This window comes from Vibrio olivae (assembly GCF_042428525.1).
Classification (GTDB): domain Bacteria; phylum Pseudomonadota; class Gammaproteobacteria; order Enterobacterales; family Vibrionaceae; genus Vibrio; species Vibrio olivae.
In genome coordinates this window covers 1-15,480 of sequence record NZ_JBHMEP010000002.1, presented here as the reverse complement: position 1 = coordinate 15,480, position 15,480 = coordinate 1, and the positions used below count along the sequence as shown (strand labels likewise).

The 15,480-nt window shown below is 43.0% G+C and carries 19 protein-coding genes; 17 read left to right on the top strand and 2 right to left on the bottom strand.

Annotated features, from left to right (window positions below):
* The first annotated feature begins 278 nt into the window (after positions 1–278).
* The 5 genes from ACFFUV_RS09990 (at position 279) to ACFFUV_RS09970 (ending at position 5,433) form a co-directional block, all read left to right on the top strand.
* Entirely contained in the window at positions 279–902 is a 624-nt protein-coding gene (locus ACFFUV_RS09990) for a helix-turn-helix domain-containing protein (protein WP_390191999.1), read from the top strand.
* A 281-nt stretch (positions 903–1,183) separates the two neighbouring features.
* Positions 1,184–2,305, top strand: a complete 1,122-nt coding sequence (gene gcvT / locus ACFFUV_RS09985; RefSeq protein WP_446697912.1) for a glycine cleavage system aminomethyltransferase GcvT — start codon at positions 1,184–1,186, stop codon at positions 2,303–2,305.
* A 121-nt stretch (positions 2,306–2,426) separates the two neighbouring features.
* Positions 2,427–3,476 (top strand): S1 family peptidase, encoded by a 1,050-nt coding sequence (locus ACFFUV_RS09980; RefSeq protein ID WP_390191997.1) that lies wholly within the window; start codon positions 2,427–2,429, stop codon positions 3,474–3,476.
* A 76-nt stretch (positions 3,477–3,552) separates the two neighbouring features.
* A complete protein-coding gene (locus tag ACFFUV_RS09975; protein ID WP_390191995.1) occupies positions 3,553–4,551 on the top strand; it encodes a S1 family peptidase in 999 nt (332 codons plus the stop codon).
* 213 nt (positions 4,552–4,764) lie between these two features.
* Positions 4,765–5,433, top strand: a complete 669-nt coding sequence (locus ACFFUV_RS09970; protein WP_390191991.1) for a LuxR C-terminal-related transcriptional regulator — start codon at positions 4,765–4,767, stop codon at positions 5,431–5,433.
* 74 nt (positions 5,434–5,507) lie between these two features.
* Here ACFFUV_RS09970 and nadE read toward each other — a convergent pair whose 3' ends face one another.
* Positions 5,508–6,338 carry an NAD(+) synthase gene (nadE, locus tag ACFFUV_RS09965; protein ID WP_390191988.1) on the bottom strand — a complete coding sequence of 277 codons (831 nt, stop codon included), beginning with the start codon at positions 6,336–6,338 and terminating at the stop codon, positions 5,508–5,510.
* Positions 6,339–6,447: 109 nt separating this feature from the next.
* Between nadE and ACFFUV_RS09960 the strand changes: the two genes are divergently transcribed.
* From ACFFUV_RS09960 to rplT, 6 genes are all read left to right on the top strand, one after another.
* Entirely contained in the window at positions 6,448–6,966 is a 519-nt protein-coding gene (locus ACFFUV_RS09960) for a nicotinate-nicotinamide nucleotide adenylyltransferase (RefSeq protein WP_390191987.1), read from the top strand.
* A gap of 15 nt (positions 6,967–6,981) precedes the next feature.
* Positions 6,982–7,473: a hypothetical protein gene (locus tag ACFFUV_RS09955; protein WP_390191985.1), complete on the top strand. Its 492-nt coding sequence runs from the start codon at positions 6,982–6,984 to the stop codon at positions 7,471–7,473.
* Positions 7,474–7,931: 458 nt separating this feature from the next.
* Entirely contained in the window at positions 7,932–9,860 is a 1,929-nt protein-coding gene (gene thrS / locus ACFFUV_RS09950) for a threonine--tRNA ligase (protein WP_390191982.1), read from the top strand.
* A 3-nt stretch (positions 9,861–9,863) separates the two neighbouring features.
* Positions 9,864–10,415: a translation initiation factor IF-3 gene (gene infC, locus ACFFUV_RS09945; protein WP_390193248.1), complete on the top strand. Its 552-nt coding sequence runs from the start codon at positions 9,864–9,866 to the stop codon at positions 10,413–10,415.
* 102 nt (positions 10,416–10,517) lie between these two features.
* Positions 10,518–10,712 (top strand): 50S ribosomal protein L35, encoded by a 195-nt coding sequence (gene rpmI, locus ACFFUV_RS09940; protein ID WP_390191979.1) that lies wholly within the window; start codon positions 10,518–10,520, stop codon positions 10,710–10,712.
* 40 nt (positions 10,713–10,752) lie between these two features.
* A complete protein-coding gene (gene rplT, locus ACFFUV_RS09935; protein ID WP_004401084.1) occupies positions 10,753–11,106 on the top strand; it encodes a 50S ribosomal protein L20 in 354 nt (117 codons plus the stop codon).
* A 53-nt stretch (positions 11,107–11,159) separates the two neighbouring features.
* Here rplT and ACFFUV_RS09930 read toward each other — a convergent pair whose 3' ends face one another.
* Positions 11,160–12,122 carry an integron integrase gene (locus tag ACFFUV_RS09930; RefSeq protein WP_390191977.1) on the bottom strand — a complete coding sequence of 321 codons (963 nt, stop codon included), beginning with the start codon at positions 12,120–12,122 and terminating at the stop codon, positions 11,160–11,162.
* A gap of 233 nt (positions 12,123–12,355) precedes the next feature.
* Between ACFFUV_RS09930 and ACFFUV_RS09925 the strand changes: the two genes are divergently transcribed.
* The 6 genes from ACFFUV_RS09925 (at position 12,356) to ACFFUV_RS09900 (ending at position 15,236) form a co-directional block, all read left to right on the top strand.
* Positions 12,356–12,796: a hypothetical protein gene (locus ACFFUV_RS09925; protein WP_390191975.1), complete on the top strand. Its 441-nt coding sequence runs from the start codon at positions 12,356–12,358 to the stop codon at positions 12,794–12,796.
* 12 nt (positions 12,797–12,808) lie between these two features.
* Positions 12,809–13,123 carry a GNAT family N-acetyltransferase gene (locus ACFFUV_RS09920; RefSeq protein ID WP_390191973.1) on the top strand — a complete coding sequence of 105 codons (315 nt, stop codon included), beginning with the start codon at positions 12,809–12,811 and terminating at the stop codon, positions 13,121–13,123.
* Between the two features lie 109 nt (positions 13,124–13,232).
* The gene (locus ACFFUV_RS09915; RefSeq protein WP_390191970.1) at positions 13,233–13,649 is read left to right on the top strand and encodes a DUF6678 family protein; all 417 of its coding nucleotides are present in this window, start codon (positions 13,233–13,235) and stop codon (positions 13,647–13,649) included.
* A 121-nt stretch (positions 13,650–13,770) separates the two neighbouring features.
* Entirely contained in the window at positions 13,771–14,145 is a 375-nt protein-coding gene (locus ACFFUV_RS09910) for a hypothetical protein (RefSeq protein WP_390191967.1), read from the top strand.
* Positions 14,146–14,283: 138 nt separating this feature from the next.
* The gene (locus tag ACFFUV_RS09905) at positions 14,284–14,778 is read left to right on the top strand and encodes an SseB family protein (protein WP_390191965.1); all 495 of its coding nucleotides are present in this window, start codon (positions 14,284–14,286) and stop codon (positions 14,776–14,778) included.
* A 230-nt stretch (positions 14,779–15,008) separates the two neighbouring features.
* Positions 15,009–15,236 carry a hypothetical protein gene (locus tag ACFFUV_RS09900; protein ID WP_390191962.1) on the top strand — a complete coding sequence of 76 codons (228 nt, stop codon included), beginning with the start codon at positions 15,009–15,011 and terminating at the stop codon, positions 15,234–15,236.
* Positions 15,237–15,480: the final 244 nt, after the last annotated feature.

Here is a 15,480-nt window from a genome sequence, read left to right as displayed (position 1 = left end):
TAAAAGCGAATTTACTTAACCTTTTTATTCTCTACATCATGTCGTGAATTATGATGTTTACGTCTTAAGAGAACCATCATCAGGCTAACATGCTGGTAACATAGCTTGCCTGATACCAACAATCAACCAAAAATTTCCTATAGGAAACATGGTTTCTGTTTTTGTTAACAAGAGCACGGTATATTTATCCTCTTTGACTATCTTCACCTGAGGGTATGGTGCACAATGAAACGTTCAGCAGCCGTTCCTGCAATAAGTTAAAAAATAATGAGGGGATTATGTCCACTGATATTCACGATGAATACCCATCCCTAACACTCGAAAAACAATCGCTTGAGCAAGCTATTGAGCCTTTAAAGTTAGGTCAGCGACTCAAAGAAATTCGTAGTCGTTTAGGATTAACGCTGGAAGAGGCCAGTCAGCGCACAGGTCTTGCTCGTTCGACGTTGAGTAAAATCGAAAATGAGCAAATTTCACCGACCTTTCAGGCGATGCAAAAACTGGCTAATGGTCTGCAGATAGACATGCCCCAACTCTTTGAGCCGCCGAGAAAAAAGGTTGCCACAGGGCGTCGCGATCTGACTCGAAATGAGCAAGGAAAACCCCATCCGACTCAGACCTACGAGCATGAGTTGCTCGCGACTCAACTTTCTAATAAGAAAATGATGCCATTCAAGAGCCGAATTCGCGCTCGCGCGTTCGAAGAATACAGTGATTGGGTTCGTCATGATGGGGAAGAGTTTTTATTGATCTTGTCTGGGCAAGTGATGTTCTATTCGGAGTTCTATGAACCTGTGGTTATGGAGCTAGGAGATAGCGTTTATTACGATGCCAATATGGGGCATATGTTGGTATCAGTGAGCGAGGAGGATGCGCAAATTCTCTGGGTGACGGCGAAATAATCACCGATTAGTAAAGTTTCTTATAGTGAAAGCAAACGTTTGCTATGATGTAAACGTCGAGGTATAAGCGTCATTTGGAAGAGATAATCTTCGAAATGGCGCTTTTCTTTGCTAACTACCTTGCGTTGCTAAATTGTTAAAGGTCACGTTTTCAGGCTTTGACTGCTTGTTTATCGATGTAAAGCGCGGCATCCTGTTTATTATAGGAAACAAGCACCATGCTATCACGAATTGCCTTGATGGCTGATATTAGGAATTTCGCTGGGTTAATGGAGAACAGAATGACTGAGCAGCTTTTAAAAACCCCTTTACATGCAATGCATCTGGATGTTGGCGCCAAAATGGTTCCGTTTGCTGGCTATGATATGCCCGTTCAATACCCATTAGGTGTAAAGAAAGAGCATCTTCACACTCGTGAACATGCTGGGCTGTTTGATGTTTCACACATGGGCCAATTACGACTTCATGGTCAAGGGGCAGCAAAATTTCTGGAATCACTGGTGCCTGTTGATATCGTTGATTTACCACCAGGCAAACAGCGCTATGCATTCTTTACCAACGAGCAGGGCGGTATTATGGATGACTTGATGGTCGCGAACATGGGCGATCATCTGTTTGTGGTCGTGAATGCGGCTTGTAAATCGCAAGATATCACACATATTCAGACGCATTTACCGCAAGACGTGGAACTTGAAGTCATTGCTGACCGAGCGTTGTTGGCTCTGCAGGGGCCAAAAGCGGCGGCTGTGCTCGCTAAATTGAATCCTAGTGTCGCTAATATGGTGTTTATGGATGTGGCGGCGATTGAGATCGCGGGTATTGATTGTATCGTCAGTCGCAGTGGTTATACCGGTGAAGATGGCTACGAGATTTCTGTTCCAGCAGCGCAAGCCGAGCAATTAGCAAAACGACTAACCGAAGAGGATGAGGTCGAATGGATTGGTCTTGGTGCTCGCGATTCTCTGCGTTTAGAGTGTGGTTTATGCTTATATGGACATGATTTAGACACCACGACAACACCAGTGGAAGCCAGTTTGCTATGGGCGATACAAAAAGTGCGTCGCAAAGGTGGCGAACGTGAGGGAGGATTCCCCGGCGCTGATGTTGTGCTTGATCAAATTGAAACAAAAGCAGTAAGCCGTAAACGCGTTGGTCTTGTTGGGCAAACCAAAGCGCCTGTGCGTGAGGGAACAGAGCTGTTTGATGGCGAAGGTGGGCAGATTGGTGTAGTAACCAGTGGAACTGCCGGGCCCACTGCCGGAAAACCGGTATCGATGGCGTATGTTAGTACCGAGTTTAGTGCGGTTGGTACCGAAGTGTACGCGGAAGTTCGCGGTAAAATGCTTCCTATGACCGTCGAAAAAATGCCATTTGTACCTCAACGCTATTATCGCGGTGAGTAACCCACATAATTCGACGTTTGTTCTAATTATGTAAGAAAGTATGAAGCCTCCCTTAAAGGAGGCTTTTTTTATGGTCGTGTTGGTTATAGTAATTACTAAGGTTTTGTAGTTGGTGTATCCCATGAACAGATATCAATCTTTCTATTTATCACTACTTGTCTCGATGAGTGCCGTCGCTGAATCGGATGTGACGACTTATATCGTTAATGGGCAAGATGTAGCGGTCAGTCAATATCCATCAACAGTGGCCTTTTTTGTCGACTCGATAGAATACAATCGGACGTATTATCCTGGCAGCTTTTGCGGCGGTACCTACTTAGATGACACCCATGTGCTAACGGCCGCTCATTGCTTCTACAATGATGAGGAAGCACGCTTGTTTACCGTTGCTGTCGATAATATTCAAAACGAATCTGATTACCCAATTGCTCGGCGTGGCATTCGAATCAGTGAAATCTACTACCCGAGTAGCTATCGTGACGACGCTTCGTTACTTTTCCCCGATGATATTGCGATCGTGACATTGGAAAGTGTGATGTCTAATGGTTCGCCGATCAACGTTGCCGATAACGAAAGTTATCGCAGCACCAGCCAAACCTTTATCGCTGTTGGTCATGGCAATACCCGATCCGGTGTTGATGATGCGGATTCTTTGCAAGCGGCGACATTGAACTATGTGACCAATTCAGAATGCCGAGGAGAGTTTTATGATGGGGCCTCTTTAACCCACAAACAGATCTGCTTTGATGGTGATTTCGCAGAGGCTACAGGTCTTAAGAATGCGGTGTGTAGTGGCGATTCCGGAGGCGCAGTGTATTGGCAAGATGGAAGTGCGCTTCGACAGGTGGGGATCACCAGTTTTGGCCCTGTGACATGTGGTGACCCTGAACTGGAGGTGACTTCGGTATTTACGGAGCTGACGGATTATCAGGTTTGGATTGATAATGTACTCTCTGGCCAAATTCAACCAACGCTCACCAGTAGCGACTCAGAGAGGCAAGCCTACATTGACCGTTATGGATATATTGGTGGCGCACCGACAACAGAAAACAATGTTGAAAGTAGCGAAAGTACTCAAACATCAAGTGGCGGCGGTGGTAGCCTGAACTTTATATGGTTAGCAGGATTATGGATGCTGAGCCGTCTAAGGTGCCGACAATCGCGTAAATAATCTACATTTTATAACATCATTCAAAAGGGTGGCCTAAAATAAGATATGGTCACCCTTTTTGTTTAGGTGTTGGTGTATGCGGTGTTGTCGTTTTTTGATCTTGTGGTTGTTTTCTTGGGGTGTCTCTGCTGTTGAGGTTATGCCATTTATCGTCAATGGCTCGAATGCCAATATTGCCAACTATCCTTCATTTGCGAGTTTGTTTTACCGTACTGATGCTGTCTATAGTCCACGAAGTTTTTGTGGTGCAACGGTTATTAATGCCAATTATGTTCTGACGGCGGCTCATTGTCTTTTTGATGATAAGAACGTGATGCTCTATACCGTTATTGCGCCGCAATTAGATGACGAGAGCGACTTTTTGAACAGCGCCCAGGTGAGAGCGGGTGAGTTTTATTTTCGCAGTGATTACAGTGATGAAGCCGCCAAGCTTTGGCCGAACGACATCGCGATTATTAAAACCGAAACAGCGATGAACATCGGCAGTTACTACAACGTGCTCAACATGACGTACAACAACAGCTTTCCGAGTGGCGCGAGGTTTTTTGCCATCGGCCATGGGGCCATCGAAGGCAACGCTCAAGGAGGGACGCAGTTACTTGAGGCAGAACTCAACTTAGTACCAACCAGCACCTGCATTGCTTACTTTGGCAATGCCATTACCAGTAAGCAATTATGTTTTTCTGGCCCTGTTTCTGGTGATTATCAAAACGCAACATGCAGTGGCGATTCTGGTGGACCGGTGTATTGGTTTGATGGTGCAAACTATCAACAAATTGGTTTGACCAGTTTTGGTACTGCCGTATGCGGGAAAAAAGAGGCGACAGTCACTTCGGTATTTACGGATATTTTTGATTACCAAACGTGGATTAATCGTGTCATTACCGGACAAGTCAGTCCCGATTACTATGTCACTGTGCAAGATGGCACTCGCGTATTGGTCGATAATACGACTCAATCGGAGGAAGTGGCGAGCCGCAATTCTAACTCTTCCGGAGGTGGGGTCTTAAATTGGACACAATTCGTACTATTTGTGTGGCTTTTAATACTTCGGCGAAGACGAATATTCCATTAAAGACTCACTTTATTGTCATTCTTGTCACGAAATTTACAGCTAAAAGTGCCAATATGCTTAAATCTCAAAGATAAGATATATTTAATAAATGATTGATTGTAAAGTTTAATTAGGGCAATGATGTCGTTTAGTACGGGTAAGACTGTGTTGACTAATTGTACCTAAACGATAGTTTTAACTTTACACATCGAAGTCGAGCTGGAGAGGTTCAAAATGACAACTAACACGACTCATCAATTAACCTTGTTATCAGATGTCAGCATGCAGTCGAAACTATTCAAGGATTCGTTAGAAAAAGGTATTCAGTTAGATGTAAACATCGTGTCAGTGTCTGAGTTGGCTCAAGAAAACGCTTCTCAGCCGGATTTGGGTGACTTTGTTCTGATTGATTACCATTATCTGGATGATGAAAAGTTCGAAATGTATAACCAGGCCAAGGGTTCTTTAAGCAGCAACATTCGCGAGATAGTGATTAACTGTCCCAAAGATGTTCCTTCTTCCCATTTGTTTAAATGGCGCAACCTGGTAGGTGTTTTCTATGTTGACGATGACTTGTCACTCCTTTTAAAAGGAATGCAAAAGATCATGCAAGACGAAATGTGGTTATCTCGCAAAGTGGCTCAGGATTATATTGAGCATTTCCGCTGCGCGAACACGGTAACTACATCTCAGGTTTACGCGAATTTAACTAAGCGTGAGAAAGAGATTATTCGCTTGCTCGGTCATGGGGCGTCGAATTTACAAATTGCTGATGAATTGTTTGTAAGTGAGAATACCGTCAAAACGCATTTACATAATATCTTTAAGAAAATTAATGCGAAAAATCGTCTGCAAGCATTGCTTTGGGCGAACAACAATATTGCTCTTGAAGAACGCGTTTGATAGGGATGAAAAAGGGAGCTTGAGCTCCCTTTTCTGTTTTTGCTAATTGACCATTTGGTCGTTCAACCCTTACCTTAATCGTAGATGGTCGGGATTGGCTGGCGTTTGTGCTGCGTTGCCTTGTAAACACTGATCAGTTTTTCGGTCACGTGCTCGGCGACAGGCTTACCTTCAAGGAAATCGTCAATCTGGTCGTAGGTGAGGCTTAAAGCTTCTTCATCCGCTTTTTGAGGAGAGAGCTCTTCAAGATCGGCGGTTGGTGTTTTTGTCACTAACACATCTGGCGCGCCAAGCGTTGCCGCTACTTCACGAACCTGACGCTTGCTTAAACCAAACAGCGGCGCGATATCACATGCCCCATCACCAAACTTGGTGTAGAAACCAGTGATGTTTTCAGCAGAATGATCCGTACCCAATACTAACCCGCCGATGTATCCAGCGATTTCATATTGAGCGACCATGCGCGCGCGCGCTTTGACGTTACCTTTCACAAAATCGACTTTGGATTCGTCTTCTGGAAGTAAACCTGTGTTCTCCAACGCATCATGAGTCGCGGCATGAATACCGTCGACGCCTGGTTTTACGTTGACGGCAACGGAGTGAGTCGGCTGGATGAAAGACAGGGCAATTTGCGCTTCGTCTTCATCTTTTTGCTCGCCATAAGGCAGACGCACGGCAACAAACTTATAGGCGGGCTCTGGCAGCTGTTCGTTTAACTGGTCGACCGCAAGCTGGGCTAACCGACCACAGGTGGTTGAATCGATACCACCGCTGATACCCAGAACCAACGCTTTGCAGCCAGATTCTTGCAGCTTGCGCTTGATGAAGTCGACACGTCGAGTAATTTCAAAATGCGGGTCGATGGATGGCAAAACGCGCATCTCATCTCGAATTAACTGTTCCATTAGTTTCTTTCCTGCAGCAATGTTATTTATGAGTCTATTGGTAATATCATACCGAAATGAGAGAATTAAAAAACTGTGATCACCGTTTTCAGAACCAAAAGGGACACCCATGCTCAAAATTGCGGTCTTCGGAAGTGCATTTAACCCACCAAGTCTCGGCCATAAGAGTGTTATTGAGTCGTTGACTCATTTCGATAAAGTTTTGTTAGTTCCAAGTATTGCTCACGCTTGGGGTAAAGAAATGCTCGACTACTCGCAGCGTTGTAAGCTGCTCGATGCATTCATTGAAGACTTAGGGTTTGATTGGGTGGAGCGTAGCGATGTTGAGACGGAACTTCATACGCCAGGGCAAAGCGTGACGACTTATGACGTTTTGGAACGCATTCAACAGATTTGGCAAAAATCTGACATAACCTTTGTCATTGGACCAGATAATTTGCTCAAATTTCATCAATTCGCTAAATGTGATGAGATTTTACGTCGCTATTATGTGATGGCGTGTCCAGAAAAGATCCCAGTGCGAAGCACGGAGATCCGTCAGCGATTGAGTCAAGGCGCTCGCGTTGATGACCTGACCACACCGAGTGTTGCAACGATGTTGCGAGAAACGGATTGGTACCAAGAATGATGAGGATGTTGGGTCATGATAAAAAGGTGTTGTTTTGTTGCTCTGTGCCTTTTTAGTTTGCAAACGAACGCTTGCGATCTGTTTGAACCTAACATCAATGATGATGCTGATTCTGTCTTATTTCACTCAAGCCAAGGCGTGTGCTTTTCGCTGGTCGATGGCATGGAATATAACCCCGACAAGCAGCGTGAGCTCAATAATTTGCTCGATGACGATGAGCAGGGGGGCGATGGCTATTGGTCTGATTGGATTTTAAACTCTGAGACCAATCCGGTACTGACTCAAACTTTGGCTTCCAGCTATTTTGGTATCGGTGTGTGGATGCCATCTGAACTCGAGGCTAACTTCGAGCTCGACAATGCTGAAGCGTGGATTCGCAATCACGGCCTCCAGTTTAGCCTAGGTATTGGCGATAAAAAACGAGGTGAGCCTCGCATGCGAATCGATTATCGCTGGCATGAAGTGTATGAAGGCGATGTGATGATGCAAGTCGAACTGCCTTTCTAATCATGTGATTTAAATCAAGGGCATGGAATATCAACGCGTAGCGCTTTGAGATTGAAAGATGCCTTTCTTATCTGTTTATACTCTTTAACTCAAAACCACACTGCAACGATAATTTCGTGGTACTTGATGTGTATCAGACCCTCAAGCATTTGTATTGAATTTTGATGACACGTGTAAGAATAAAGTCGTTATTGACCTTGTGTTGACATTGCTACAACCAAGGTATGAATGGCTAAAAGATGACCTAAGATAACAGGCGACTCTTGCTCCGCATATTTCGATTGAGATTTCACTCACATACGTTAGAATGTCACCCCTACTTAGGATGCTGCATCCGTATTTGCAGCAAAATGAGTATTTCCGATTTAAATTCACCAATGCATGGCGGCCTAAGGGCGGCGATGCGTTGCAAATAACAAGTGTTGCTTGGTGTGCAACACCACTGTAAAGGACATAACATGCCTATTATTACTCTTCCTGACGGCAGTCAACGTCAATTTGATAACCCTGTTTCAACGCTTGAAGTCGCGCAATCTATTGGCCCTGGTCTTGCGAAAGCAACCATTGCTGGCCGTGTGGATGGTGTTCGTGTTGACGCGTGCGATTTTATCGAAAGCGATGCGAGCCTTGAGATCATCACCACCAAAGATGAAGTCGATGGTCTAGAGATTGTGCGTCACTCATGTGCACACTTATTGGGTCACGCATTAAAACAGTTGTTCCCAGAAGCCAAAATGGCAATCGGTCCTACTATCGATAGTGGTTTCTACTATGATATTGACCTTGAGCATTCATTGACGCAAGACGATCTCGACAAGATTGAAAAGCGCATGAAAGAACTGGCGAAGACCAAATACCCAGTTATCAAGAAAAACGTAAGCTGGCAGGAAGCGCGTGATACATTTGAATCACGCAGTGAGCCTTATAAGATCGAAATTTTGGATGAAAATGTGGCTCGTGATGACCGACCAGGCCTATATCATCATGAAGAATACATCGATATGTGTCGTGGCCCTCATGTGCCTAACATGGGCTTCTGCCAACACTTTACGCTGCTAAATGTTGCAGGCGCTTACTGGCGTGGTAACAGTGACAACAAGATGTTGCAACGTATCTACGGCACGGCTTTCCATGATAAGAAAGCATTGAAAGCGCATTTAACTCGTCTTGAAGAAGCGGCGAAACGTGACCACCGTAAACTGGGTAAACAGCTTGATCTGTTCCATATGCAGCAAGAAGCGCCGGGTATGGTCTTCTGGCATCATAATGGTTGGTCAATTTTCCGTGATCTTGAAGTATTTATCCGTGATAAGCTGACTGAATACGGTTACCAAGAAGTTAAAGGTCCTCTTATGATGGATCGCGTTCTTTGGGAACGCTCTGGTCACTGGGACAAATACGCAGATGCGATGTTTACGACGTCATCGGAAAACCGCGAGTACGCGATTAAACCGATGAACTGCCCAGGCCACGTGCAAATCTTTAATCAAGGTTTGAAGTCCTACCGCGACTTACCACTGCGTATGGCCGAGTTTGGTTCTTGTCACCGTAATGAGCCGTCTGGTGCGCTACACGGTATTATGCGTGTACGTGGTTTCACTCAAGATGATGCACATATTTTCTGTACAGAGAATCAAATTCAAGATGAGGTGACCAACTGCATCAAAATGGTTTACGATACTTACCAAACTTTCGGGTTTGAGAATATCGTAGTTAAACTATCAACTCGTCCAGAACAGCGAGTTGGCAGTGATGAAATTTGGGACCAATCAGAAGAAGCGCTGAAATTGTCACTTGAATCCATGGGTATTGATTATGAGATTCAAGAAGGAGAAGGCGCATTCTATGGACCAAAAATCGAATTCACATTGTATGATTGCCTAGATCGTGCATGGCAATGTGGTACAGTTCAATTGGATTTCAACTTGCCGGGCCGTCTAGGCGCGACTTACGTTGGTGAAAATAATGAACGTTTGGTTCCAGTGATGATTCACCGAGCTATTTTAGGTTCGCTTGAACGCTTCATTGGAATTTTAATTGAAGAATACGCTGGATTTTTCCCAACCTGGCTGTCTCCTGAACAAGTTGTCGTCATGAGTATTACAGACAAACAGTCTGATTATGCTCAGGAAGTTGCTCAAAAACTGCAAAAATGTGGAATTAGAGCAAAAGCGGACTTGAGAAATGAGAAGATTGGCTTTAAAATCCGCGAACATACTTTAAAGCGGGTACCGTACATGCTGGTATGTGGTGACCAAGAAATGGAAGCCGGAGAAATCGCAGTTCGTACTCGTAAAGGTAAGGATCTTGGTAAATTTAAAGTGGATGAGTTTGTTTCTTACATCCAAGAAGAGATCTCGAGCCGTAAGCTCAATCTGGAGGAATAAGCTATTAAAGGTGGAAGACGTGGCCAACAACCGGCCAAACAAAACCCACACCGTTTAAACGGTGAAATTCGTGGCGTTCGTGAAGTTCGTTTAACAGGCGCTGATGGTGAATCAGTTGGTGTTGTTTCAATTCAAGAAGCTGTAGCTGCTGCTGAAGAAGCAGGTATGGATTTGGTTGAAATTAGTCCTAATGCTGAGCCGCCAGTATGCCGAGTAATGGACTACGGTAAATTCCTCTTTGAAAAGAGCAAAGCTGCTAAAGAGCAGAAGAAGAAGCAAAAGCAGATTCAGATTAAGGAAGTTAAATTCCGTCCTGGAACTGACATAGGAGACTATCAGGTAAAACTACGCAACCTGACCGGTTTCCTTGAAGAAGGCAACAAAGTGAAGGTAACAATTCGCTTCCGTGGCCGAGAAATGGCTCACCAAGACATCGGTGTTGACGTTTTGAACCGTTTGAAAGAGGACACAGAAGAAATCGCTGTGGTTGAATCTTTCCCTAAACGGATTGAAGGTCGCCAGATGATTATGGTTTTAGCCCCTAAGAAGAAGTAATTAACGGCTTGCAAGTATCAAAGCTCAGCCGTGTTAAGCGGCTGGGCTTTGTTCGCCCTAATTACGTGTTTATTAAACTACTACAATGCGGAGTTCTTCATCATGCCTAAGATGAAATCCAACAAAGGTGCTGCTAAGCGTTTTAAGAAAACAGCTGGTGGTATTAAGTACAAGCACGCTACAAAACGTCACATCTTGACTAAGCGTACTACTAAGAACAAGCGTCAGCTTCGTCCAAATGCAATCCTTCCAAAATGTGAAGTAGCTGCAATTGCACGTATGCTTCCATACGCTTAATTCTTTTAGTTAATTTATCGTTTAGTTTAGGAGAGACATAATGCCTCGCGTAAAACGTGGTGTACAAGCTCGTGCACGTCATAAGAAAGTTCTAAAACAAGCTAAAGGTTACTACGGAGCACGTTCACGTGTTTACCGCGTAGCTTTCCAAGCAGTCACCAAAGCTGGTCAATACGCTTACCGTGACCGTCGCAACAAGAAACGTCAATTCCGTCAACTGTGGATTGCACGTATCAACGCGGCATCTCGTCAAAATGGTCTATCTTACAGCCGTTTCATTAACGGTCTTAAGAAAGCATCTATCGAGATCGACCGTAAGATCCTTGCGGACATCGCGGTATTCGACAAAGCTGCATTTGCAGTTCTAGTTGAAAAAGCAAAAGCTGCACTTTAAGTCGTAGCTTGCTAGGTTATAAAAAGGAGAGCAATAGCTCTCCTTTTTTACGTCTATAGGTTCGATAGCGGGCTGAGCACACCGCTTGCTCCACGGTCTAATACATGTGTATAGATTTGTGTGGTTTTTAAATCTGAATGTCCCAATTGTTCTTGCACCGTTCGAATATCAGCACCAGATTCAAGTAAGTGAGTTGCAAAAGAATGCCTTAACGTATGGCACGTTACATTCTTATCTATCCTTGCATCCAACGTTGCCCGTTTAACCGCTCTTTGCAGCGCGAGTTCATTGATATGATGGCGCCGAGTCAATCCAGATTGAGGATCGACACTCATTCGCGTTGAAGGAAACAGATAGTGCCAGTTAAAATCTGTTTCACAGCCAGGGTATTTACGACGTAATGATTCCTTGACCCAAACTCCTGTGTATCCCGCGGTTTGGATATCTTTATCATAATAGCGTTTTGCTAGTGCTTGTTGTTCTTTAATTAATGTATGTGTCTCCTTTGCGAGGGTAACCACTCGATTCTTTCCCCCCTTTCCTTGCCAGATACGTACAGCGCCAAAATCAAAATCGATATCTTGAATGCGCAAGCGGACGCATTCCATCAGCCGAAGACCAGATCCATATAGCAACATGATATGGAGTTTATACCTCGGGTCGATATGTTGGATAAATCGACGCATTTCTTCTTTGGTGAGAACCACAGGCAACTTTCTATCTACACTCGAACGTTGAAACTTTAGCTCTTCACTAAGTGGTGTTTTAAAGTAATCACGATAGAGGAATTGCAGCGCATTTAGCGCCAGTGCTTGGGTTTTGGCCGCGACTTTTTTATTTACAGCTAAATGCGTTAAGAAGTCTTCTACCTCGACACTCGTTAATTTAGACGGGTGCTGCATATCATGAAAAATGATAAACCGCTTTATCCAATCTAAGTAAGCTTGTATCGTTTTAGTCGAATAATAGCGCGAGTGCATGTAGTCTTTTAATGCAAGGATAAATTGTGATTTCACTGAATCAGCCTGTTCTTTTATACATGCCAATACTTTAGTCGTCGCTTGAAAATTAGAAGACTTTTTGCAACCTAACTCCTACCCAAGTAATAACAATTCATCTTATTTCGATATGTATTTCAGAAGTTTGTGTGACGTAAATGCTCCCGAACAAGCAGCAATTATGGCATAGTGAAAAGTAGAAAAGGCGTCAAAAAGATGTATAGAAAGCGTTAGCTATTTACGAGGATAAAATGAATACAGTGGATGTAATGCGAGAGTACAATGAGTTTGAACGCAAGCTTATTCATTCGTTTAATGGCGTAAAGGAATCAGATAGTAATCTGACTAAATTCGTGTCGAAAGAGCGTCACGGCAGCTATATTTCGTTCTTTGACTTTGATGACAGTCTAGCTGAATCAATAGTTAAAGAGCAGCTTGCATACTTTAGTCAACGCAAATTATGCTTTGAGTGGAAGACATATAGTACCGATAAACCAAGTAATATCGGCAGTGTATTACTCGCTAATGGTTTTGAACAAGAAGACACCGAAACATTTATGGTTTTAGACCTCTCTAAAACAGATAACGAGTTCTTCGACGAATTTTTGATCACAGAAGTTTTCGATAGCCAAGGTATTAGTGATGCAATAAAGGTTCAAGAACAAGTTTGGGGTGGAGATTTCGATTGGTAATATAATTACTTAATGAGTATCAAAGAACAATCTCCAGATTCGGTATCCATTTATGTTGTGTATGTAAATGGACAGCCAGTGACTTCTGCTTGGCTAACATTTAACGGAAACAGCCCATTTGCAGGTATTTGGGGCGGAAGTACAATCAAAGAATTTCGAGGCAACGGGTATTATAGTTTGCTCCTAAATAAGCGCATCTCTGAAGCAAAGTTGAAAGGTGTTAAATATCTGATAATCGATGCCTCAGATATGAGCAAACCGATAGTATCAAAGCGTGGGTTTGAAGTCGTAGCGACAACAACGGGATACACTTCACCAAATAGCTAACAAAGCGTTTAAGAGCGATTCCGCAACGCGTGCCAGTTTCGCTTCGCTCACAGTATGGCACGCATTACGTCACGCCTTAACGCGGCGTTATACGTTTGGAGGTTTTGACATGCCAGTAAGAATGGATGAATACCTAGATAAGGTTATTAAAAATCGATTTTCAGTGTCACTAATGTCAAATTCTAAATGGCGTAAAGTGTTTACGGTATTAGATGTCCCTGAATTGATGTTGAAACAGTGTTATTGGAAGTTTGTTGATAACGATGATGAGTTTCTAGACTGGTTTATTAAATCAGATGAGTTAATGGAAAAGTATGTGGGTGATTATGGGCCGGGTCCTTTCGCCTACAAACGAATTGAGTGGTTAGAAATCCCTAAAGTAGGTAAGCCCAGTGGGTATGAAAATGTTCCCTTTAAACATTGGCATCAAGATATAGATGGAGCATTGAGTATCTTAAATTCGGTCGGTCAATTTGATACTGAGCTTACGGGTAGAGGGTTGCGTGTCTACGGTTTCAGAGAGTAAACGTATAACAAAGCGTTTAAGAGCGATTCCGCAACGCGTGCCAGTTTCGCTTCGCTCACAGTATGGCACGCATCACGTCACGCCTTAACGCGGCGTTATGTTGTAACAGGAGTTTAACGAATTGAATCATTATTCTTTTGTCTTTATGGATAGTTTGAACGAGGCCTTTCTGAATGATTTTGAGGTGAGATTTGAAAACCAAGAAACTCTCGTGCTTGATAATTATCATGAGTTATTTATATTTCTTAACCTCTATTCGTCGTCTTTATTAGATGGTGTATTTCCTGAAGTCGAGGATGCAGTATCAGGCTGGTGTTTATCTAAAATTCCATTATCGAAAAACCAAGAAGAATTCGAGTCATTTTATCAGAATTGGCTTAATAAAACAGGCCGAGACAACAATATGGATGAGTATGGTCAGTTACTTTGTTTAAATTCTTTCTTTGGAAAAGTTCCTAAAGCAAGTCTTGTAGTAGTCTTGCACGAAGCAACATAACAAACTGTTCAAGCAGATTCGGCACGCATGGCATTTTTGGTTTGCAGTGAGTATTGTGTTTACGGAGTAGTGCAGAAGCATTTGTATAGCGTGCCTCACTACTTAACAGGGCGTTAGCCAGCAAACTTGGAGATCTGAGTGCAAAATGGTTTAAGAGTAGTTTTATGTTTTGTTATATCGTTTGTTATTGTTTGGGGTGTACAAGCAACCGAGAGTAATAGTATGGACGTAAATGTTGCAGTAACGAACCCTAGCTTAATATCAGCGATACAAAAATTAAAAGTTGGCGATAGAGAGCAAGCGGAAAAACATCTATTACATGAGCTGAATCATTCTGTGTTTTTGATACCGACATTAGTTGATAGCCCGAAAAACTTACAATCTACTTCAGGAAATAAAATTAGTATCGCGCTTACCTCTGATAGCAAAGGGAATATTTATTTGCCAGTCTTCAGTGATTGGGATGCTTTACATAGTTTTTCTGAACGGCCGTTAAATGGGTTAGTTTTTCCTGCTAAGGACGTCTGGTCATTATTTTTATCATCAGAAAGTTATGAAGGGATCGTGGTTAATCCAGGCAGTGATTCAATTGTTCTTTCTAAAGGTCAAATTGAATTACTTGTGGGTAATTAGCTGGCTAACAAAGCGTTTAAGAGCGATTCCGCAACGCGTGCCAGTTTCGCTTCGCTCAAGTTTGGCACGCATTACGTCACGCCTTAACGCGGCGTTATGTTCTTTTACACAGAATTGACCTAAATCTTAATTTGAGGTTGAGCTATACATCTTTGTATTATTCTGATTGCATATCTTCCCTTCCTTAAACTAATCTGATACCAGATGCTGTAAATAAAAGGAAGAAACCAGTGATTAGCATTTCTTGTGATGTAAAAGGTATAAAAAACGCTATCGAAAAAGCTGTTTTGTCTGGTGTTGTGGACAATGTTAAGAAAACAGTCGGATCTGTTCGTTGCAAAGAACATGGCAAAGCACCAAAAATTAAAATAAAGGGCAATAACCTCAATAACTTAAGCTTTGAAGTTGATGGCTGTTGTGAAGAGGTAATTGAGCAAGTAAAGAAGAAACTCAAATAACTTAGAAACGAACATAACAAAGCATTTAAGAGTGATTCCCAACGCTTGGTATTTTTCATTCCATCGTTGGGTTTTGTGTTTACGGTGGTAAGGTTAGGTTTCGTGGCAGCGTTGCTCACACCTTAATGCGGCGTTATGCAAAGGAAGGCGAGTGGAAATACATCTAGCAATAGAATCAGATATATCAGTATTGGCGGAGCTAAATCATCAATTAATTAAAGATGAAGGCCATAGAAATCCGATG

Coding starts and splice junctions, on each gene's coding strand:
- ACFFUV_RS09915 (WP_390191970.1), top strand. CDS start 13,233: ATGCCAGTAAGAATGGATGAATACCTAGATAAGGTTATTAAAAATCGA.
- ACFFUV_RS09920 (WP_390191973.1), top strand. CDS start 12,809: ATGAGTATCAAAGAACAATCTCCAGATTCGGTATCCATTTATGTTGTG.
- ACFFUV_RS09980 (WP_390191997.1), top strand. CDS start 2,427: ATGAACAGATATCAATCTTTCTATTTATCACTACTTGTCTCGATGAGT.
- ACFFUV_RS09970 (WP_390191991.1), top strand. CDS start 4,765: ATGACAACTAACACGACTCATCAATTAACCTTGTTATCAGATGTCAGC.
- ACFFUV_RS09955 (WP_390191985.1), top strand. CDS start 6,982: ATGATAAAAAGGTGTTGTTTTGTTGCTCTGTGCCTTTTTAGTTTGCAA.
- ACFFUV_RS09925 (WP_390191975.1), top strand. CDS start 12,356: ATGAATACAGTGGATGTAATGCGAGAGTACAATGAGTTTGAACGCAAG.
- nadE (WP_390191988.1), bottom strand. CDS start 6,338: ATGGAACAGTTAATTCGAGATGAGATGCGCGTTTTGCCATCCATCGAC.
- thrS (WP_390191982.1), top strand. CDS start 7,932: ATGCCTATTATTACTCTTCCTGACGGCAGTCAACGTCAATTTGATAAC.
- gcvT (WP_446697912.1), top strand. CDS start 1,184: ATGACTGAGCAGCTTTTAAAAACCCCTTTACATGCAATGCATCTGGAT.
- ACFFUV_RS09960 (WP_390191987.1), top strand. CDS start 6,448: ATGCTCAAAATTGCGGTCTTCGGAAGTGCATTTAACCCACCAAGTCTC.
- ACFFUV_RS09990 (WP_390191999.1), top strand. CDS start 279: ATGTCCACTGATATTCACGATGAATACCCATCCCTAACACTCGAAAAA.
- ACFFUV_RS09975 (WP_390191995.1), top strand. CDS start 3,553: ATGCGGTGTTGTCGTTTTTTGATCTTGTGGTTGTTTTCTTGGGGTGTC.
- rpmI (WP_390191979.1), top strand. CDS start 10,518: ATGCCTAAGATGAAATCCAACAAAGGTGCTGCTAAGCGTTTTAAGAAA.
- rplT (WP_004401084.1), top strand. CDS start 10,753: ATGCCTCGCGTAAAACGTGGTGTACAAGCTCGTGCACGTCATAAGAAA.